Annotated in this window: 22 protein-coding genes; 16 read left to right on the top strand and 6 right to left on the bottom strand. The window is 32.1% G+C overall.

What is annotated here, in order from left to right; translation table 11 throughout:
* The first annotated feature begins 88 nt into the window (after window positions 1-88).
* Window positions 89-997, top strand: a complete 909-nt coding sequence (locus KPL50_RS20220) for a DMT family transporter (RefSeq protein WP_216300351.1) — start codon at window positions 89-91, stop codon at window positions 995-997.
* A 483-nt stretch (window positions 998-1,480) separates the two neighbouring features.
* On the opposite strand, the gene KPL50_RS20215 is transcribed toward KPL50_RS20220, so the two are convergent.
* Genes KPL50_RS20215 through KPL50_RS20205 form a run of 3 tightly spaced genes read right to left on the bottom strand, consistent with a single transcriptional unit; the run spans window position 1,481 to window position 2,388 of the window.
* On the bottom strand, window positions 1,481-1,696 hold the full coding sequence (locus tag KPL50_RS20215) for a hypothetical protein (protein WP_216300350.1): 216 nt from the start codon (window positions 1,694-1,696) through the stop codon (window positions 1,481-1,483).
* Between the two features lie 49 nt (window positions 1,697-1,745).
* Entirely contained in the window at window positions 1,746-1,958 is a 213-nt protein-coding gene (locus KPL50_RS20210) for a helix-turn-helix transcriptional regulator (protein WP_185170269.1), read from the bottom strand.
* 13 nt (window positions 1,959-1,971) lie between these two features.
* Complete coding sequence (locus tag KPL50_RS20205) at window positions 1,972-2,388, bottom strand: DUF2178 domain-containing protein (protein ID WP_216300349.1); 417 nt, start codon at window positions 2,386-2,388, stop codon at window positions 1,972-1,974.
* Between the two features lie 923 nt (window positions 2,389-3,311).
* Between KPL50_RS20205 and KPL50_RS20200 the strand changes: the two genes are divergently transcribed.
* From KPL50_RS20200 to KPL50_RS20185, 4 genes are all read left to right on the top strand, one after another.
* Window positions 3,312-3,713, top strand: a complete 402-nt coding sequence (locus KPL50_RS20200; protein ID WP_216300348.1) for a hypothetical protein — start codon at window positions 3,312-3,314, stop codon at window positions 3,711-3,713.
* A complete protein-coding gene (locus tag KPL50_RS20195; RefSeq protein WP_216300347.1) occupies window positions 3,714-3,917 on the top strand; it encodes a helix-turn-helix transcriptional regulator in 204 nt (67 codons plus the stop codon).
* A gap of 135 nt (window positions 3,918-4,052) precedes the next feature.
* Window positions 4,053-4,820: a potassium channel family protein gene (locus KPL50_RS20190; protein WP_253200725.1), complete on the top strand. Its 768-nt coding sequence runs from the start codon at window positions 4,053-4,055 to the stop codon at window positions 4,818-4,820.
* Window positions 4,821-5,115: 295 nt separating this feature from the next.
* Window positions 5,116-6,390, top strand: a complete 1,275-nt coding sequence (locus KPL50_RS20185; protein ID WP_216300346.1) for an amidohydrolase family protein — start codon at window positions 5,116-5,118, stop codon at window positions 6,388-6,390.
* A gap of 9 nt (window positions 6,391-6,399) precedes the next feature.
* On the opposite strand, the gene KPL50_RS20180 is transcribed toward KPL50_RS20185, so the two are convergent.
* Window positions 6,400-6,564: a hypothetical protein gene (locus tag KPL50_RS20180; protein WP_216300345.1), complete on the bottom strand. Its 165-nt coding sequence runs from the start codon at window positions 6,562-6,564 to the stop codon at window positions 6,400-6,402.
* Between the two features lie 585 nt (window positions 6,565-7,149).
* Here KPL50_RS20180 and KPL50_RS20175 point away from each other — a divergent pair.
* Window positions 7,150-7,887, top strand: a complete 738-nt coding sequence (locus KPL50_RS20175; RefSeq protein ID WP_216300370.1) for a nitroreductase family protein — start codon at window positions 7,150-7,152, stop codon at window positions 7,885-7,887.
* A gap of 195 nt (window positions 7,888-8,082) precedes the next feature.
* Here the strand turns inward: KPL50_RS20175 and KPL50_RS20170 are convergent, their stop codons facing one another.
* A complete protein-coding gene (locus KPL50_RS20170) occupies window positions 8,083-8,244 on the bottom strand; it encodes a hypothetical protein (protein WP_216300344.1) in 162 nt (53 codons plus the stop codon).
* A gap of 39 nt (window positions 8,245-8,283) precedes the next feature.
* Window positions 8,284-9,495, bottom strand: a complete 1,212-nt coding sequence (locus KPL50_RS20165) for an AraC family transcriptional regulator (RefSeq protein WP_216300343.1) — start codon at window positions 9,493-9,495, stop codon at window positions 8,284-8,286.
* Between the two features lie 168 nt (window positions 9,496-9,663).
* On the opposite strand from KPL50_RS20165, the gene KPL50_RS20160 reads away from it, so the two are divergent.
* From KPL50_RS20160 to KPL50_RS20115, 10 genes are all read left to right on the top strand, one after another.
* Entirely contained in the window at window positions 9,664-10,791 is a 1,128-nt protein-coding gene (locus tag KPL50_RS20160) for an alpha/beta hydrolase (RefSeq protein WP_216300342.1), read from the top strand.
* Window positions 10,792-10,879: 88 nt separating this feature from the next.
* Entirely contained in the window at window positions 10,880-13,354 is a 2,475-nt protein-coding gene (locus tag KPL50_RS20155) for a glycoside hydrolase family 3 C-terminal domain-containing protein (protein WP_253200724.1), read from the top strand.
* Between the two features lie 143 nt (window positions 13,355-13,497).
* A complete protein-coding gene (locus tag KPL50_RS20150; protein ID WP_216300341.1) occupies window positions 13,498-13,695 on the top strand; it encodes a hypothetical protein in 198 nt (65 codons plus the stop codon).
* 106 nt (window positions 13,696-13,801) lie between these two features.
* Entirely contained in the window at window positions 13,802-15,454 is a 1,653-nt protein-coding gene (ilvD, locus tag KPL50_RS20145) for a dihydroxy-acid dehydratase (RefSeq protein ID WP_216300340.1), read from the top strand.
* A gap of 673 nt (window positions 15,455-16,127) precedes the next feature.
* Window positions 16,128-17,324, top strand: a complete 1,197-nt coding sequence (locus tag KPL50_RS20140) for a chloride channel protein (RefSeq protein WP_216300339.1) — start codon at window positions 16,128-16,130, stop codon at window positions 17,322-17,324.
* 91 nt (window positions 17,325-17,415) lie between these two features.
* Window positions 17,416-17,574, top strand: coding sequence for a hypothetical protein (locus KPL50_RS20135; protein WP_216300338.1), 159 nt, complete (start codon window positions 17,416-17,418; stop codon window positions 17,572-17,574).
* A 128-nt stretch (window positions 17,575-17,702) separates the two neighbouring features.
* Window positions 17,703-17,861 carry a hypothetical protein gene (locus KPL50_RS20130; RefSeq protein ID WP_216300337.1) on the top strand — a complete coding sequence of 53 codons (159 nt, stop codon included), beginning with the start codon at window positions 17,703-17,705 and terminating at the stop codon, window positions 17,859-17,861.
* A 253-nt stretch (window positions 17,862-18,114) separates the two neighbouring features.
* The gene (gene radA, locus KPL50_RS20125; protein WP_216300336.1) at window positions 18,115-19,494 is read left to right on the top strand and encodes a DNA repair protein RadA; all 1,380 of its coding nucleotides are present in this window, start codon (window positions 18,115-18,117) and stop codon (window positions 19,492-19,494) included.
* Window positions 19,494-19,676: a hypothetical protein gene (locus KPL50_RS20120; protein ID WP_216300335.1), complete on the top strand. Its 183-nt coding sequence runs from the start codon at window positions 19,494-19,496 to the stop codon at window positions 19,674-19,676. Before radA ends, KPL50_RS20120 begins: the two co-directional genes overlap by 1 nt.
* Before the next feature lie 64 nt (window positions 19,677-19,740).
* A complete protein-coding gene (locus KPL50_RS20115; protein ID WP_216300334.1) occupies window positions 19,741-20,718 on the top strand; it encodes a hypothetical protein in 978 nt (325 codons plus the stop codon).
* The last annotated feature ends 161 nt before the right edge of the window (window positions 20,719-20,879 follow it).

Raw genomic sequence — 20,879 nt, 5'->3', positions numbered from 1 at the left:
TATTCAAATTTGATATAATTAGTAATAGATATGGAAATAAAGAAAAATTCTAAATGTATTTAACTTATATTCAAAAGGAGAATTATTAATGAAAAATTTAAAAGGACCAATTTTACTGGTTCTAACCGCTATTATATGGGGAACTTCTTTTGTAGCACAAAAACTTGGAATGAATTATGTTGAACCTCTTACCTTTGGTGCAACAAGATTTTTACTAGGGGCATTGGTTTTAATTCCGTTAATATTAATTTTTGATAGAATTAATAAGAAAAAGAATGGAAATCTGCCTGAAAAAGATAGGATAAACTTTAATAATAAAGATCTTATTATAGGAGGCTCCTTATGTGGAGCATCACTTTTTCTAGGTGCATCCTTTCAGCAATGGGGAATTGTTTATACTACAGCAGGAAAAGCAGGATTTATTACTGCCTTATATATAGTATTAGTTCCATTGTTCGGATTGTTTTTGCATAAGAAGGTAAGTAAATTAGTATGGTTTGGAGTTGGACTTGCTACAGTTGGTTTATATATTTTATGTATTAAAGAAGGTTTTACAATACAAAAGGGAGATGCAATTGTATTGGCAGGAACGATCTTCTGGGCAGCACAGATATTAGTAGTAGATACTTATGTTAATAAAGCAGATGGATTGAAATTGTCTTTTGTTCAGTTCTTGACGGCAGGTATTTTTTCTACTATTGGAGCTTTAATATTTGAAACTCCTAAACTTGATACGATTACTGCCTGTGCAGGACCAATATTATATGCTGCTATTATGGTAGTTGGTATTGCATATACACTTCAAATTATAGGTCAAAAATCCACAGATCCTACTGCGGCTGCTATTATATTGAGCATGGAATCATTATTTGCTGTTATCAGTGGAGCAATTTTCCTAAAAGAAGTAATGAGTATGAGAGAAATTATAGGCTGTGTCATTATGTTTTCGGCTGTAATAGTAACTCAAATCAAAACCGAGGATAAAGATGATAGATAGCAACCAAGATAAGGGCATATCATAATAGCGTACATAAATTATTTACTGCGTTACGATAATTGGAGGGGAAACATGGAATTTTGCGTGCAATATACAAGGATATAATTCCTTATCTTGATTAGTCGTAGCAAGAGGCTGGGTTGTAAATTTAGAAACCTCAGAGTCGCTAACAACTAATGGTGTAAGTTAATGTTTTATATAGTCCATTTAAGGACTGGTATTTAAAAAGCCTTATATAATAAGGTATAGTGATTATTAAAACACTAAATATATCTAAATATGGACTTTGTCTCGTTACGAAAAATAATAAATTCAAACATAAGAAAATACTATTGATATAAAATCAATGCTATTTTATAATTTATTGACACGACATAAAAACACCGTAAATACAGTTATGAATATTACGCAATGAGAACGAATATAAGATATACATAAAAGGAGTTAAACTTAAAAAACAGCTTAACCCCTTTTATCAGTAAACTATTTAATTATAAAGGATAAAATCCCTAAAATTATGACTAAAATTCCACTTAATAATTGTCCTAATCCAGAAGCTTGACCCAGGAATAAAAAATTAAAAATATTCTTTCTTGTTTGGGTTTTTCCTACAAACGCCTTATCTGTTTTCATTCTATATATTCCCCATAATGTTAATACTACTCCGAAAAGTATAAATAATAGTTTTTGAATTATCATAATATTCTCCTCCACTCATTAGTTTCTTTCTCAACAATTCCATTACATACTATTCTTGTAATTGGTCCTCTTCTTCAAATACAAAAGTTTCTTCAATTGCTAATTTAAAAACCGAAGATATTTTATACGCCAGTAAAATAGATGGATTATATTGTTGTTTTTCTAAAGAGATAATTGTTCTTGAAGATACACATACTTTATCGGCTAATTCCTGTTGTGTTATTCCATGCTTTAAACGCAATTCTTTTATTCTATTTTTCATAGAGTTCTCCTTATTAAAGAAAATGGCTATAATATTTTTTAGCTAATCCGTTAGTAATCATGCAAAATATTATAATGATAAATAAAGCCATATCTGTAGGAATAGAAATCCATCTTGAAAGAAACATCATAAGCAAAATCACAATCATTAAAATACTCATGGTAAAGTATGAAGCTTTTCCGTCTATTAAATCATCTCTTTCATCATATTCTTTTGACAGTTCTCTTTCTAACTGTTTACGATTTTTTTTGCATTTAATGTGATAAGTTATACTGAAAACTAAAAAGATTGTTCCTACAAATAACTTTATAATACCAAAATAAAACCCCTCGGTAGTATTAGCTTTAGTGTAATTGAAAATTGTTTCAAAAACTCCCATTGTAAGAATTGCTAATGAGCATAAATAAAGCTGTGTAAATTTATTTTTCAAACAAGTCACTCCTAACATAGTGCGATATGAAGTTAAGTTCACATGAATTAAACTTCATGTGAACTTAACTTCATATTACATTATCTTGGAGTAAGTGTCAAGAATAAAATTGTTTTATTTAAATATTAAAATAATGAATTGAGATATTATATTTTTTCTGATATAAAAATCGAGGTAAAACACTGTGATATTTTTAAATTTGCACCTCTAAAGTAACCCCGTTATGGTAAGACGCATTTTTCTACAAGTTCGACTTAAATCCATAGAAATTATAGCATGTTTTGTATATTTTTACATCATTATATTCCTAAAATGGTAAATTTTTTATTTTTAAATATCGTATTATTCAAGTATCAAAGTTCGTATTTTCAATTTCAATAGTTATGTCGACCCTTTCTTATAATATCTTTTTATATCTTATACAAAAAACTTCCACAATATCAATTACTCCTATAGGGTCTATTTAAGTATTAAAAGCATTGCTTTTAATAGCCTCTAAATCCTCATTAGCTATCTTATAATGTCTATCTGAAATAATTAATTCATATACAATATTTTCAATATTGAACTTACAAGACTATATAAAGCGAGTGGTTTGTATTTTTTCATATCGTGATTTTTGCAGATTGCATATAATTTTGATTTCGGTTGGTCAAGAAGATACTCTCTTCTGTTAAAACTTTTAACCCCATCTTCTTCGAATTAAGGGAAGTCAAATTGTGTCCTAATAAATTGTGTTTACAACAAAATTATAACCTTAATTTCCTATAACTAAGCGAAAGTCTTATGTATATACAAATATAGTATTGGAAAGTGTAAATTTCTTAGAGGGAATGTTAATTTTTATATTGACAGAATTTTCTGTATGTTATATATTTATAACATACAGCTTGTAAATATATAACATTGGGAGGAATCGAAAAATGAGTATTAAATCAAAGCTTGCTCTGCAATTAGTAGCAGCATCATATGTATTAATTATAATATTACTGTATAAACTAAATCTACTTTATCCTGTGATCATATTTATTCTATGTGTTCTTGAGATTATAGTGTGGTCCATAATTTTTTTGGATGAAAAAAGATTAAGTGGTATAACTGATGAATTAGTACTTAGTATATTATCTAAAGTAAATAAGAATAGTATGAATTTTTTAGTAATTTCAATTGTTATATTCAGCATCATACTTATATCTCCATTATTTGAATATCTTGTTATTTCAAAGGTTGCAATAGGAATCTGTTTAATGTTAATCCTTTTTATATTCACTATAATAAGATTATTATTCTTTATATATTATGATAGAAAGGGGATTTGTAAATAAGTGCCAATTTTAAATACAAACATTAAAGAGCATAGAGAGAAAGCATTAATGAAACAAGCTGAACTTGCAAAATTAGTGGAGGTTAGACGAGAAACTATAGTACATTTAGAAAATGGGAGATATAACCCATCCTTAAAATTAGCTATGGATATAGCCAAGGTATTCAATACGACAGTTGAAGAATTATTTAAATTTGTTGATTAATAAATTTAACTTTAGAATTCAGAAACCTCAGAGTCGCTAACAACTAATGGTGTAAGTTAATATTTAGAAAAGGTTGTCAGTTATATACAATAGATGTATAATTTTCTATAGCATATAAAGATGGGGATGATTGAAATGATGAAGGTTAACTTAATAAAAGATCGAAATTTTGTAGCAGTTTATGAAATATTGATGGCTCTATTGGCATTAGTTGTTGTTGCAATTTTAATAGTTGAATTATCATATAATTTACCACAAAATATTACTATCATATTTTCTATTATTGATAATATAGTATTAGGTATTTTCGCTATAGACTATTTTACAAGACTATTTTTAGCTAAAGATAAAGTCAAGTTTTTTAAGAGTAACATTATTGATTTAATTTCTATTATCCCATTCAACTCAGCATTTCAGTCAATTAGAATATTAAGGTTATCAAAATTACTAAAGTTTACTAAGATATTTAGGTCAGGTGTATTGATTTTAAAGTTTAGAAAATATATGGATAAATTTTTAAAAACTAATAATTTTAATTATATTATTTGGATAACTTTATTTACATTAATAATAGGAGCGATTGGAATACATTTTGTAGAAGGTATAACATTTGGAAATGCGCTATGGTGGAGTTTTGTTACTATAACAACTGTTGGATACGGAGATATTTCTCCACAAACCTCAATTGGAAGAATTATTGCAGGAATAATAATGCTCACTGGTATTGGATTTTTGGGTATGCTAACCGCAACTATAGCTACATTCTTTCTGAAAGGAAATGATAGTACAAGCTATAAGAATCAAACAATTGAAGATATTAAAGCAAGACTAGATAATTTTGATGAATTAAATATTGAAGACATAAATAATATCCATAATGTGCTTATAGCGCTAAAAAAATAGAAAATATATCAATTTATAATTTATACTCAAACGTTAATTGATTAACTTATGGAATTAGTTTTATGGAGCAGAAATGCTCCGTTTTTATGTATTTGAACATAGGTGAAACATTTGAAATTTGTGTGTAAATTAGGACAAATGCAGTATGGTATATAAACCAAGAAATAGAACCACAGCTTTATACTATGGCACTTAATATTGGAATAGACAAGAAAGTGATCACTTTAGGGATTGCTTCAAATTAAATACAGGCTATCCTATATTGCATAGTTTTAGATTAGTAAAGGAGATTTAAATGAAAAATTATAGAAAATATAAGGCGTATAAAGGAAATGTAATATACAGTCAGAGTAAAGATGTTCTGATTAGTAAAGAGAATTCATATATATTAATTCTTGATGGGGTTATAAAGGAGATTTGCAATCAATTACCAGAGGGCTTTCCAAAAGAAAATCTCATAGATTGGGGGAATAATCTTATCATTCCTGGTTTTTGCGATATGCATGTGCATGCACCTCAGTTTTTGCAAAGAGGCATCGGAATGGATAGAGAACTTTTAGACTGGTTAAATACATATACATACCCCAATGAAGCAAAATTTAAGAATAAAGACCATGCAAGGAAGGTGTATACTCTTTTTGTAGACGAGCTATTACGCCAGGGAACTTTACATGTAAATTGTTTCCCATCTATTCATTATGAAGCATCCGAAATTTTGTTCGATATACTTGAGCAAAGAGGATTGTTTGCATTTACAGGAAAGCTAAATATGGATCAAAATAGCCCTGAATATTATATCGAGAATACAGAACAGTCTATTATTGATACAGAAAGATTTGTTAAACAGCATGAAAAAAATGGAAATGTAAAGACTGCAATCGTTCCGAGATTTACCATTACCTGTAGCGAGGAACTGTTGGCTGGATTAGGACGGTTGTCTAAAAAATATGGAGTTCCTGTTCATTCTCATATGTGCGAGGCTGTTAATGAAATGAAAATTTGTAAGGAACTTTTCCCTGAATATAAAAATGGAGCAGAAATATTTTATAAAAACAATTTGCTTGGACAAAGACCTACAATAATGGCACATTGCATTTTTATGGATGATGATGTTTTGGAATTGATGAAAAATCCAAACTGTATGGCAGTTCATTGTCCTGATGCAACTGCAAATATTAATGCTGGCGGCATAATGCCAGTTAAAAAACTTTTGAAAATGGGTATAAACCTGGCAATTGGTAGTGATATAGGTTCGGGTGCGAGTCTATCAATAGCAAGGGGAATAGTCAGTACTATCGAACATTCAAAAATCCGCAATATGTTTGACCCGCAGTGGGAAGCTGTAAATCTCGCAGAAGCTTTTTATATGGCAACCCGTTCTGGTGGAAGATATTTTAAAAATGTTGGAGCATTTGAAGAAGAATATTGTTTCAATGCATTAGTAATCGACGATAGTAATATGTACTCGGAGGATATCACTCCTGTGGAACGACTGGAGCGCTTCTGCTATGTGGGAGATGATAGAAATATATGTATGAGATATATTATGGGAAAAGAAGTTGAAATATAAAGTTATATTTTATACTAAGTGCATAAGTGCTACTTTTACTCTAAATATGAGGTTAACAGGTTCATAAGCTTTAGTGGATTTCAAAGGCCGTGCTTCGCCTCCACCATGCATATATGCAAAAAAGATGCTAAGGTTGATTTCAACCTTAGCATTATATATTACTATTGAATCCACATAAGTGTTGATGATATCTTTGATATTATCTTTGATATTATCTTTGATATTATCAGCACTTTTGCTTCTGATAGCTAAAGCATCCTTTAATAGATAATCTCTAATTAAGTCTTTATTTAGTAGACTGTTATCTAATTTGTTTTCTAATTCTATCTTATCGGTTCGTAACCTACATTTATCAGTTTCAAGGCTGTCTAACTTATCTTTAATTGAAGACTCTTATTATTAGTAATTCTTTCTTGAACTTTAAGAAATAAATTTCTCTACAATCATAGGCATACAGATGTATGGGGCCCTAACAATATTTACAGTAAATATGAAACGAATTATGAAGCCATTATCGAAATAATAAAGTGTAAAAAAGATAAGTAGCAGTAAAAAAATAGTGCTTTTTTCAGTGGCCTGCAGATTTGTCATGGGTTTATTCATTTTTGTAAGGGGGTTTTTATAAGGTGACTTACCGTATCGCAAGTAATAAGATAAATTGTAATTGGAAAATTTTTAAAAGTAGATTGTTTTTCATTTTAAAGCATTGTATGATTATTTCAGACATCGGTGTACTAAAAAATAGGAGAAAAATAAGTGATGATAGATGAAGAATATTATGATATGATTTTTAAAAGATTTAGAAGATTTAACGACACCCTTAAGTTATCCAATGAAGAATTATATGATATTGAAGAAAAAATTAAAGGTTTAATATCCCTTGTAGATAATATAGAAGTTAAATATAGGATTGTACCAAGATCTGAAACCACTTGTAAACGAGGGGAATATTGTTTGCTAATTTATAGTGAAGAAAAAGCAAATTACTTGTTAAACCTTGGATATATGTTTGAACAGTTGGATTTATATTTGCCTTCTAAGGATATTGGTGTATGCTGGTATGGAATGGGTAAAATACAAGAAGCAGAATATCAAAACTTGAAATTTGTGATTATGATGGCTTTAGGAAAAGGTGAACCTAGAGAGTTTAGAAAAGATTATACAAAATGCAAGAGAAAAGAAACACAGGAAATTTGGACAGGTATTTCAGGGTTAGAAACCATAGTAGATGTTGTAAAATATGCTCCAAGTGCCTGTAACACACAACCATGGAGAGTTGTTTGTGAAAAGAATAAATTGAAAATATATCGAACAACCAATATTAAAGCTATAATGCCTGAAGAGAAAGTACCATTTTATAATTCAATAGATATGGGAATTTTTCTATATTTTTTAGAAGTAACTTTTGTGCATAACAATATTTCTTTTCAAAGGTCTTTATCTAAGGAAGAAGGAAAATCTGATTTAATACTTGTTGCCGTATACAATGTACTTTAACTACAATTTTCAATTTATATATTAGTGAAATTGCAGTTTTTAAATATATAAATTATTTATGTTTATTTTTCATAAAAATTTAATAAAATATAAATAAGAAAAACTTAGTCTGCCAACACTAAGCAATCCTCAGCACATTTATTTTGTTTTAGGGCTATTGGATGAAATTAATTGAAGATTAATTAAGAAAAAGTGCTACTCTTTGCAGGATGGGGCACTTTTTTCTTTGCTTTTAACTTCTATACCAAGACCAAGAAATTTAATCTTAATTCTTAAATGATGTATAAAAAGATTGTGTTTTAGAATTAATCTAATTACATAAATAACTGATATACACTTTATAAAAGTATTAAACATATCCAATACCACTCCTGCTTAAACTAATTTGTACATAAATTATAAATCTGATTTGGCATCTCTAAATCTGTTTGGGGTTATGCCGGTATATTTTTTAAATACTGTTTGAAAATGACTTTGCGAGGAAAAAGCTAGATGCAATGCAATTTCAGAAATACTTTTGTTAGTAAACTGCAGTAATCGCTGAGATTCTAAAATTTTTTCCTTCAAAATATATTGTGTTAAGGTAATACCGGTTTGTCTATGAAACTGAGTACATAAACGACAGCGTGATATTCCAAATTCGGCAGCCATTTCTTCAACTTTGATATTGTCAAACAAATTTTTGGAAATATAATTTGCACATCTTAAAAATAATTTAGAGGAGCTATTGCAATTAAATTTTGCCTTTTTTGTGCGTTCGGCAAAATCTAATAACATTTGCATGATTAATGGGTATATGGATGCAGAATCGCGAAGCATTTCAAACTTTTGAATATACAAATCGGATAAATGAAATGCAGTCTGGACATTTAATCCCCCTTCAATTGAGGCCCGAGAAGCCACGGTAGCGCAACAAATTCCCATGTCCTTAAGTTGGCGCAAGGTATCATTGGCCATTGTTCCGGCCTTTAATTTTGGAAAGGCACTGAACAATTCTTTTAAGTTTTCAGGCTGACCGTTTTTTATATAGAACAATAGCATTTTTTCATTTTGATAGTTATCGACAAGAAGAGTAGTGGCTTCTTTTTCATCAGAAAAAAGAAATGTATCCTGTATACTGCTATTCATAATATCATGTTGATAATTCTCTGATTTGGTTTCTACAAATACGTCTTCTACAAAAAGAGGATTCTTATTGATAGCGGAAGCAATAAAGGAAAGGAGCCATCCTATACGTTCGGCAGAAATAGAGGGGGCGCACTCCAGTTTACCAATATATTCTTCCTGATATTTTTCTTTTACATCCAATAAAAATAAAAGTTTATCCATTTTATCCTTGTCTTTTGTTAAAATGGAAGATGGACCTATCACAATTCGATAATCCTCATCCAAAGAAACATAACCATAAAATTGAAACAAGTCGGTAGTAATGATACCGGCAGTATGCTCAGACTGTAGCATATCTTTCTCATAAAGCAGAAAAGGATCAGGGTTCATGGGATATACCGAGTAATAGTAGACTAGATTTTCTCTTTGGTAAAGTCGGACAGAAGCACTTGTGGATTTGGCAAGTGCTTTACTTAAATATTCTAATTCATTTAAATTCATGTATATTACCCACTTTCTCAGATTCGTGCTTTTTATATAATTTATAAAACAAATTTGAAATACAAGTATAATTTTACCATATAAAATGTAATTAATCAAAAAAATATATCGCTGTAATAATGCTTAACCCAAAACGGATAGCAGAGCAAAAAAGGAGGAACGGACTATATGAAAAGAAAATATCATGAGGTACTTTTAGAAGCAATAAAACAAAATGAAAAAGAGGAAGTAGTAAATGGTATTAAAGTATTGGTCAAGCCTATTCCAGAAGGTGGAGAACCGGGAGATATGGATCCACGGCTTTATAAATCAATGAGGAAAGTTGCTATGTTGATAAAGTTTATGCCAAAGCCCAAAAAGAATCAAAGTGCTTTGAAAAGAATAAAGCCTATGCGAAAGATGTTTAATGAGTATAAGGGAATTCAGCTGGTTGAAGAGGGTGTTACCACACAATACTTTAATGTAAGCAGCGCAGATGGTTATCAAGTACCAGTTCGAGTGTATAAAAGAACGAACGCCGGCACAAATTTACCCATGTTTGTTTACTTTCACGGTGGTGGATTTTTTGGCGGTTCTGCCGATGTTGTAGAACAGATGTGCAAAGTTCTGGTACAAAATATTGATTGTGTAGCCTTTAATGTTGATTACCGTCTATGCCCAGAAAACCACTATCCACAGCCCTTTGATGATTGTTTCTTTGCAACAAAGTGGGCATATGATAACGCAGAAAAATTTGGTGCTGATAAAAACAAAATAGCAGTATCTGGAGACAGTGCGGGTGGAAATTTGGCAGCAGCAGTTACCTTGCGTGACAGGGAAGAAAAAACCGGAATGGTAAAACTTCAGGTCCTAATTTATCCTGCGGTCAACATTTCGGGGAAAAAAACGGAGTTTTATCAAGGTGTGGATTTAAGCAAATATCAGCGCAACAAAAGGCATGGGAAGGTTTTGGATGCTACGTTGTCTATGATGAACAGTTTGTTGGAGGGCGGCGGCGACATCAGTATGCTGGAGGAGGTCTATTTGCAAGGGAACATAAATCCGGAACATATATATGCATCTCCATTATTGGATGATATGCATAATTTACCTCCTGTTTTATTGATTTTCGGAGAACATGATTTCTTAGTATTTGAAGACTTTGCTTATGCAAGAACATTTGCAAAAGCTGGTGGAAAAATAAAGACAATTGTATATCGCGGATTGGGGCATGGGTTTGCGGATCAAATCGGAGTAATACCACAGGCTGAAGATTGTATGAAAGAAATTGCTTCTTATATGAAAGAAATTTTATAGTATCAAAATTAAAAGGTAATCAGAAGCGGTAAAAAAAGAGAGGTTTTTAAAAAAAGAGAGATAGAAAGGAGCTAAATATGGAATTGTTATGGCTCAAAAGAGCACAGAAAGGAGTTTGAACATGGAAAAAGTTAATCATACGTTAAAAACTGTTTTACCAAGAGCAAAGGAACTTGTAAAGATGATGTCTCTTGAGGAAAAAGCTAGTCTTTGTTCTGGAAAGGATTTCTGGCATACAAAAGGAATAGAACGTCTTGGAATAAAATCAATGATGGTAACGGATGGGCCACATGGTTTACGTAAACAGGGAGGAGATTCCGATCACTTGGGTATTAATAATTCGGTATTAGCTACTTGTTTCCCTACGGCTGTAGCAACAGCCTGTAGCTTTGATCGTGATTTAGTGTATGAAATGGGTATTGCACTTGGAGAGGAATGTGTACAAGAAGAGGTTGCTGTGATTCTGGGACCAGCAGCAAATATAAAGCGTAGTCCACTTTGTGGCCGTAATTTCGAATACTTTTCAGAAGATCCACTTCTGACTGGAGAAATGGCTGCGGCACTCATTGGTGGAATACAGAGTAAAAACATAGGTACCAGCCTGAAGCATTATCTTGCGAATAATCAGGAAAAAGCGCGTCTTATCTCAAATTCGGTAATTGATGAGCGGGCATTGAGAGAAATATATCTTACTGGATTTGAAATAGCGATAAAGAAAGCAGAACCTTGGACATTGATGTGTTCGTATAATAAGATCAATGATATTTATGCTTCCGGACACAAACGCTTTATGACAGACATTCCCCGTGGTGAATGGGAATTTGAGGGAGCCATAATGACGGACTGGGGAGCAATGAATGACAGGATAGAAGGTATCCAGGCAGGACTGGATTTGGAGATGCCGGCTTTTGATGGAGCTACGGACAGATTGATTGTTGATATGGTTCTAGCAGGGAAATTAGATGAAAAACTTGTTGATATTTGTGCTGTAAGAATGACGGCTATCGCACTACAGGCAGAGAAAACACAGGCAACACCTTATGATGCAGAAGCACACAATGAATTGGCACGACGCATTGCACGTGAAAGTGCAGTATTGTTGAAGCTTGGAAATGTACTGCCAGTAGATAAAAATAAGAAGATTGCTTTAATTGGAGAATTTGCTAAAGTTCCTCGTTATCAAGGGGCAGGAAGCTCAAAGATAGTTCCAACAAAGATTACTTCCGTAACTGATGCCTTTGATGCAGAAAATATAAGCTATTCTTATGCACAAGGTTATTCAGCTGCAAGTGATGAACCAAATGAAGATTTAATTAGACAAGCAGTTAGAGTAGCAAAGGAAGCGGATGTAATATTTGCATTTGTTGGATTACCAGATAGCTATGAAAGTGAGGGCTTTGATAGATCTCATTTAAATATGCCGAAAGCACAGACAAGATTGATAGAAGACCTTGTTTCTACAGGAAAAAAGATAGTAGCAATTATAAGTTCAGGAGGAGTTGTAGATATTCCATGGCGTGATAAAGTTGATTCAATACTTTTGATGAATCTTTCAGGACAAAACAGCGGTTACGCCACATATGATTTGATTTTTGGGGATTATTCTCCATGTGGTAAACTAGCAGAAACCTATCCGTTAACACTTACTGAAACTTCTAGTATTGCTCATTTTGGCACAGGAGGCAATATTGAATACCGAGAAAGTATCTATGTGGGGTATCGTTACTTTGATAAAGCACAAAAACAGGTTATGTTTCCATTTGGACACGGACTTTCCTATACAACATTTACCTATTCGGGATTAAAGCTTAGTGCAAAAAACATTGGAGACAGAGATACACTTCAAGTAGAGTTAGTGGTTACCAATACCGGAAAGTGTGCTGGAAAGGAAATAGTTCAGTTGTATGTTTCAGCACCAGAAAGTACTGTTTATAAATCTGTGCGTGAACTTAGAGATTTTGCAAAAGTGGAATTGCAGATGAATGAAAGTAAAACGGTTGAATTTACATTGGAAAGGCGTGCATTTGCTTACTATAATGTTAATGTGAAAGACTGGTTTGTGGAAAGCGGTGATTACAAGATTGAAATTGGTGCATCGTCAAGAGATATACGATTAAATGATATTGTTGCCATTGAAAGTAAACAAGAGGGAGAAATACCTGATTATCGTACATCAGCACCAGCATATTATAATCTTTTACAACAAGAAACTTATGATGTTCCAAAGTCAGAATTTGAGGTAGTTTTAGGAAGAAAAGTACCAGAAGAGCGCAAACTAAGACCTTTTACCATCAATTCTACCCTGGGAGATATAAGAGTTCACTGGATTGGACGTATGATGAATAAGCAAATAGAAAAGTCTGTAAAGAAAATATTTTCAAGTGGACAACCTAATTCAGAGGATGATATCGTGAAGATGATAGATGCAATGCTGGTAGATATGCCACTTCGTCAGTTGGGTATGATGTCACAAGGTGCATTATCAGTTAAAATTATTGAGGGACTCATAGATATAATGAATGGACATATTCTAAAGGGACTTCGTGGATTAATGAAAAAATAAAACGCAGTAGTACCTTATCCAGCATTAGGAGATTTGGGTTACTTGAGATTATTCAATTCTTAAAATGGATTAATAAAAAGGTTAAAATTGATATGAACTATGGATTTATGGCAAATAGGGAAAATTAAGCGAGGAAATATAAGATGGATAATATAAAACCAGGTTTACACACGGTGGAACAGATAGCACCTAACACCTACCGAATAGATGAGAACGGTGCCGTCAACTGCTATCTTGCGGTGGGCAAAGAGAGGGCATTACTCATAGACACGGGCTGCGATAGGTTCTGTGATTCTTCTAAAGGAGGGAGAAAAAAGATTAATGATATCTGTATCTGTTGAAGAAATTACATAGGAAGACTAGCAAAAAAGAAGTGGTAGAACAAATAAAATCAGAAGATATGATTATTGAACCGAACTTTTAAGGGCATATAAGGAGGAAGAAAAAATGGAAAATAATAGAGGATATTGGAATGGACCCAAAGCAGCACATCGTCGTGTTATGTTAAAAGCATCTGGATATACAGACAGCGACATAAAACAAAAACCCCACATTGGAGTACCAAACTCATTCATGGAAGGTTCTCCAGGTAGTGCGCATCTTCGCCAAATTGCAGAAGCAGTAAAACAAGGGATTTGGGCTGCAGGCGGGATCCCTATAGAATTCGGAATCCCTGCAACATGTGGTAACGTAGCAAATGGATCAGAAGAATTAAAATATGAACAAGTTGGACGTGATATCGTAGCAATGTCCATTGAATTTGTTACAAAAGTACATCATTTTGACGGCTTGGCAATGATTGCATCTTGTGACAATATTATCGCAGGTACGTATTTAGCAGCAGCTAGACTGGATATTCCATCAATGGTTATCACTGGTGGTTCTATGCAGCCAGGTAATTACTGTGGTAAAAAAGTAGTAGAAGCAGATCTAGATGTTGCGGTGCTCGGCGGTGAAAGTGAAGAAAAATTAGCGGATATGGAGGAACATGTATGCCCATCTTTTGGTGCTTGTCCATCTATGGGAACAGCTAATACAATGCAAATGCTTGGGGAAGTTTTAAATTTGGTTCTACCAGGAACAAGTACAATTCCAGCATCTGATAACTTAAAGATTCGTAAAGCTAGAGAAGCAGGAGCTTATATGGTGGAGTTAGTAAAATCTGGCCGCAGACCATCTGACTTAATTACAAAAGAAACATTGTTAAATGCAATTATGTTTGATATGGCAGTTGCAGGGTCAACAAATGCAGTATTACATATTTTAAGTATTGCATATGAACTTGGTATCAAAATCACAATGGAAGACTTTGAAAAATACGCGAAAGAAATTCCATGTATTACAGGTGTCATTCCAAGCGGTCCATATACAGTAGTAGATTTCCACTATGCAGGCGGGGTTCCAGCTGTTATGAAGATGATTGAAAGCAAACTTTATTCAGATGTTCCAACTATCACAGGAAAGACGTGGAAAGATGTTTTAGCAAACGTAAAAGTAGAAAGTACAGATATTATCAGAAGTCTTGACAATCCATTATACAACGAACCAGGACTTAAAGTGTTGCGCGGTAATCTTTCTCCAAATGGTGCTATCGTAAGACCAACAGGTGTGCCAAAAGAAATGAAATACTTCAAAGGAAAAGCAAAAGTATTCGGCAATGACTTTGAATCCTTGGAAGCAATCGAAAAAGGTGAAATTGTACCAGGCGATGTAATCGTTATCCGTTATGAAGGATGTAAAGGTTCTCCAGGTATGAAGGAAGTGATGCTTACGACAGATGCTTTGGTAGGCTATGGATTGCATAAGAGCGTAGGACTTGTAACAGACGCCAGATTCTCAGGATTTAACTACGGAGCAATCGTAGGACACGTATCACCAGAGGCATACGATGGTGGTAACATTGCACTTGTAGAAAATGGTGATGTTATTGTTGTAGATACAATCAAAGGAGAAATAATATTAGAAGTATCGGAAAAAGAATTGGAAAAGAGAAGAGAAGTTTGGGTATGCCCACCTCTTAAAGAACAAAAAGGCTGTCTCGCATTATATGCAAAGAACTGCAGACCAGCAGAAGAAGGTGGAGCTATGCAACCTTGGTAAAAAATTAGGTAACAGATTTCCTATGGGGTCTCACCGAACACCAGGGGATAGCAAGCCCTGTCGTTCCTACATCGCAAATATCTTGGGTGCTTATTTTACCTTAATATAAAAATAAGATAATGAGAGTTTGGAAAAAATTCGTGACTGATTAAAAGAAATAGCAGGAGTTATTTATAATTAAAACACTGAATTTATTTTATAAAGTGATTACAATAGGTACAGAAATTATAAGGCCCCACATATCCTGAGGGGCCTTGTTTCATTAAACCCGCAAACTTTTTATACTTAATTTTAAAAATTTTCTATTTACGCCTTCGATAGATTTGGGCAAGTTTCGCTAATCCCGTCTTGAATTACTTTTAAATATTTCTGCACAAGCAAATTCCTAGTGAACATCCTTGAATGGGTAAAGGTCTTTATGGGTATAAATATCTTTTAAATTTCATGATTTAAGGCATACCTATATAGCTCATTTATTTGTGAATGGTATGGATATAAGTGTTGTTAATTTATATGGAATTACATTACTGATAGCTGTTGATTTGTAATGATAGTTATACAATTATGTTGATATTTAAAATAAATTATACTATCATAGTTAATGTAATGTTTCACAAAGGTGGTGTCTAATATTAAATCTATTGTAAAAAATATTGTATTTTTCGGTTTTATTATGGGTACAGTTGTTGGTGCCTTTTGTTGGTCATTTATATTTCTTATAAATCTATCAAGTAATTTTTTGTGGCATGAGCTACCTCATATTATTAAAGTAAGTAGTTTTACCATTACTATAATTTTATGCACACTAGGAGGATTAATAATAGGTCTTTGCCAAAAGTTTTTAGGGCCTTATCCAAAAGAAATGGAAGAAATACTTCACGAATACAAGATTACAAAAACCATTGACTATAAACCTCTACCCAAATATATTGCATGTGCTTTTTTACCACTAATTTTTGGAGGCAGTATAGGTCCGGAAGCTGGCCTTTTTGGAATGACAGCTATGTTTTCAACTTTTTTAAGCAAGAAAATTAAAAATTCAAATCCTGAATTAAAAGAAGAATTTATAGAAACCTCTACTAGTGCTGTACTTACTGCTATTTTTCAAGTACCTCTTTTTACCTCATTTTCTTATGATAAAAATTCAATTTATAAAGTACAGCTTATTTCCAAAAAACTATTAAATTATTTTACATATAGCTGTACAGCCTTATCTACTTATTTTATCATGAAAATTTTAAATAATTTAATACATAAAGAAAGTTTTAATTTTAAATTAGCCCAAAATCATATTTCTAATAAAGATTTGTTGTTTTTTATACCTATTTTAATTCTTTCAATAATAATAGGTCTATCTTTTAACTATATCGGCCATTTAATAGAATGTATTTGTAAAAAAACTAAATTAAGTTCAAATCCATTTATAGCTGCGATAATCGGTGGATTTATTTTAGCACTTTTAGGTGCGTATTTTCCTCTTACACTGTTTTCTGGTGAACATGCTTTAAGAGAAACTATTAATAATTCAGGGGAATTGGGAAATGCTTACTTATTGCTTATTGCTTTTTTAAAGATATTAGCTACTAAAATATCCATTAATTTCCGATGGGTTGGTGGCCAAATATTTCCTACAATATTCGCCTCCTTTTGTATAGCATTTGCTCTTAGTGGTATTTTGAATATTGATCCAACTTATCTTGTAGCAATTACTTCAACTGGAGTAATTACAGTAGTGATTAGAAAACCTATTATAGCTGTAGTTTTAATATGTTTCTTCTTACCTGTAACATATTGGATTTTTGTCATAATATCATCCTTCTCAATAAATTTTATAATTAATAAATTTATATATAAAACATCTCTAAATTAATATTTATATTTTATAATACATATTATTTAGTTGATTATTGGGAGGTTGATGAAGATTCTTTGAATCATTAATTTTCAGTAAGTCAAAATCTATGATAAGATGGTCGAAGTCTAATAGAATAGCGCATTTTGAGTTATTTGAGCATATTAAAAATAATTATTATGATGGAACGATTTCCATAGTAGAGAAGATAAGAGATAATTTAAGTAATACTAAAATAAAAGATATTATAGATGGGTATGATAATTAATCCCATGATCAAAGAATGGTAAGTATGAATTCAAATATAAAACTAAAGAGCTAGATAATGCAATTTAAAATGGTTTCGAACCATTAATAGCATTTGCAAATATAAATGAAGTTTATGAAAGTCATGATATGTTTCCAGCCTTTTCAAGTAGACTACCGGATAAGAGAAGAAAAGATGTAAAAGATCCTAGAGAACTACTTACTACTTTAGATGCGACTGCTATATTACTAGTAATAGGAATGATAAAATATTCAGATGAAGTTGACATATTAATTAGGTTAATTTAAAACTGTGACAAGCATCTTTCAGATATTGGTAGTGATGCGGACAATATCTGGTGCTTGTGTGTTGACTGTAAAAATGATTTGTTGCTATAATTGTAGTAACAAATCATTTTATTACTTCTAGACCAACACCAAAACGAAGGAATACTTGTCTTATTGATCTAAATTAGTGAAGAAAATAATATATCTTAACAAATATATTACAAGAAAATGAATGATTTAATTGATGATGACGATAGTAAGGAGATGTATTTAATTGGCTAAAGATAAAAAAGTTTATATTTGTAAAGACTGTGGGTTACAATCACCAAAATGGATGGGGAAATGTAACGATTGTGGTGCCTGGAATACATATGAAGAAAAAATAGTTAAGGCAAGCTCTGCTAAATCTAACTCAAGTGGAATGCTAATAACAACTAGCCCAACAAAACTAAGAGCGATTGTACAATCTAACAGTGACAGGATAGTTACAGGAGTATCAGAATTTGATAGAGTTATGGGTGGCGGAATAGTTAGAGATAGTATAAGCATAATTTCAGCACCTCCTGGGATGGGCAAGTCAACCCTTTTACTGCAACTGGCAAATGCTCTGTCTTTAAAAGGATATAAAATTTTATATGCATCTGGAGAGGAAAGCAATAGTCAAATTAAAAATAGAGCTGACCGTACGGTAAAAGAAATAGCTGATAATTTCTGGGTAGTTTCTGATACTAAATTAGATGAAATATTACAACATATAGAAACAGTTGATGCAGACTTAATAATACTTGACAGCATTCAAACATTTACTTTAGAAGAATATTCAGGTTCGAGAGCGGGATCTCCTACTCAAGTAATTGAATGTGCCACAGCTTTAAAGGATAAAGCAAAGAATCCGGATAGACCAAGAGCTGTATTTCTCGTAGGCCAAATGACAAAGGCTGATGAGATGGCGGGGCCACGGATATTAGAGCATTTAGTGGATACCGTATTGTACATAGAGGGAGAAGATGGAGAAGAACTGAAACATTTAATTAGCAAAAAGAATAGATATGGGGATACTTCTGAGAGTGGACTATTTCGCATGACAGAAATAGGGATGGAAGAAATATCTGACCCGTCGGAGTTTTTTATGACCAAAAGGGAAGAACTAGTTCCAGGGAGTGCTTTGGCCGTCATAAAGGATGGAACAAGACCAATTGTTGTAGAGGTAGAGAGCCTTGTATCTAAATCTTTTACTCCTTATCCAAGTAGACTAAGTGAGTGTTTTGCAAGGAAGGAACAACTAGGGACTCTTATCTCAATACTTGAGGAAAGGGGAGGAGTAGGACTTTATGATAAAAATGTTATTATAAAAGCAACAGGTGGTCTTAAGTTAACTGAAACGTCAGTAAATCTTGCTGTTGTAATGAGTATTGCATCCTCCGCATTAAATCATGGAATATCTACTGACACAGTTTTTATAGGAGAGCTTGGTCTTACTGGTGAATTGAAAAAAGTACCATCATTAGAGCAAAGACTAAAAGAAGTAGATAGAATGGGTTTTAAAAAGGCGTATATACCCATGAATTCTTTGAAACCAGGGGTTAAATTTAAAAATATAAGGGTTATTCCGTGTAAGAAATTAATAGATGTTATTCAAAAGGAACTCAAATAATGGTAAGAAGTATTATAATTTATAATGTGAAAAATATTAAAACATCGGCTAGAGTTGAGGTCCCGGCAATGGGAACAAAGATGGCCACTGAGGATAAGTTTGTCACCCAACAAATTATTGATTATCATGTGGCTAGAGCTTTAGGTGGAAATGGTTTAAATTATCGCGACTACATTCATTGACGTCTATTATAATACTTTATTTAATATAATATTTTAAGTAATTATATTAAAAGGTAGGGAATAGATGAAGCTTACAAAGTTAAATAAGAATAAAATTTTCGAAATTATTATTGGATTATTAACATCTTTATTATTAATATTAGTTGTTTCTATTGCATATCATAAAAACCGAAATTCTGTAAAGATAACAATGGGAGGACAGTTTTATTCACAGTTTAGTGATAGTGAAGGGAAAGACATAGAAAAATATTTTAGACCATCAAAACTACCTTCTATTAACGATAGGTTTTCAGATTACAAATTTTTTGATAACTTCTACGATAAAAAGTCCTCAGAAATTACATTGCCTAATAATTTGCTTAAAACTCCAGAAGATACAATAATTAATTATTTCAGCGTTTTAAGGGAAGCTGCGAATCCATTAGGAGGAAAGGGAGCGGGATGTGGAACACTGGGGAATGCACAAATACCTTATCCAGTGGCATATAATTTTTTATCCTCTAAATATCGAGATAAGTTAAAGTATAATGATTACCTTAAATCTTTTGAAAATATACTTCATATAAATCTAATAAAACTAAAAAAAGTTCCTGTGTTTAATAATGATCTAAATAAAATCAAATATTTTGTTGAGATTGAAACTATTGAAGGTACAGAAGACAACATCTCTAATTTTGCTTATTATTATGCTTTTATAGAAATATCAAAAGAAGATTCTTTGTATAAAATTTCTGATGTTCAACTTTTTGGAGAGGATTTTTTATGTGCACCTTATCATGGTTGGAATCATAATGCTGAAGCTGTAGTGGATATTAAATATGGGGGTTGGTGTTCACTCGTAAAGGAAAGATATCCCACTAAACAAGAAGGATATGTTAAGAATATATATTTCAAGGGTACCGATGGTAATGATTACAAATTTGTGTTTTTCCAATTGACTAATGATACCGATATAGAGATAGCGCAATATAAAAAAGATGAAAAGGAAAATTGGAATTTAATAAAGATTAATCCGGAAAAATGTTTAGAGAAAAAAACTTAGCAACCAAAGAAACTATACCCATGAAAAAATGTCTAAGTACTATATTTTGTATAATACTTGGACATTTTCATATCTTAATTTAATTAGTAAGCATAAACTTCTAATTATGGCGCGATCTCGGGGGAGATTGCATAAGCTGGGAAGTACAACTGAGGTGCCGT

Origin of the sequence: Clostridium sp. CF012, assembly GCF_018861755.1 — a bacterium.
Classification (GTDB): domain Bacteria; phylum Bacillota; class Clostridia; order Clostridiales; family Clostridiaceae; genus Clostridium_AD.
This window is presented reverse-complemented; position numbering and strand designations above follow the sequence as displayed.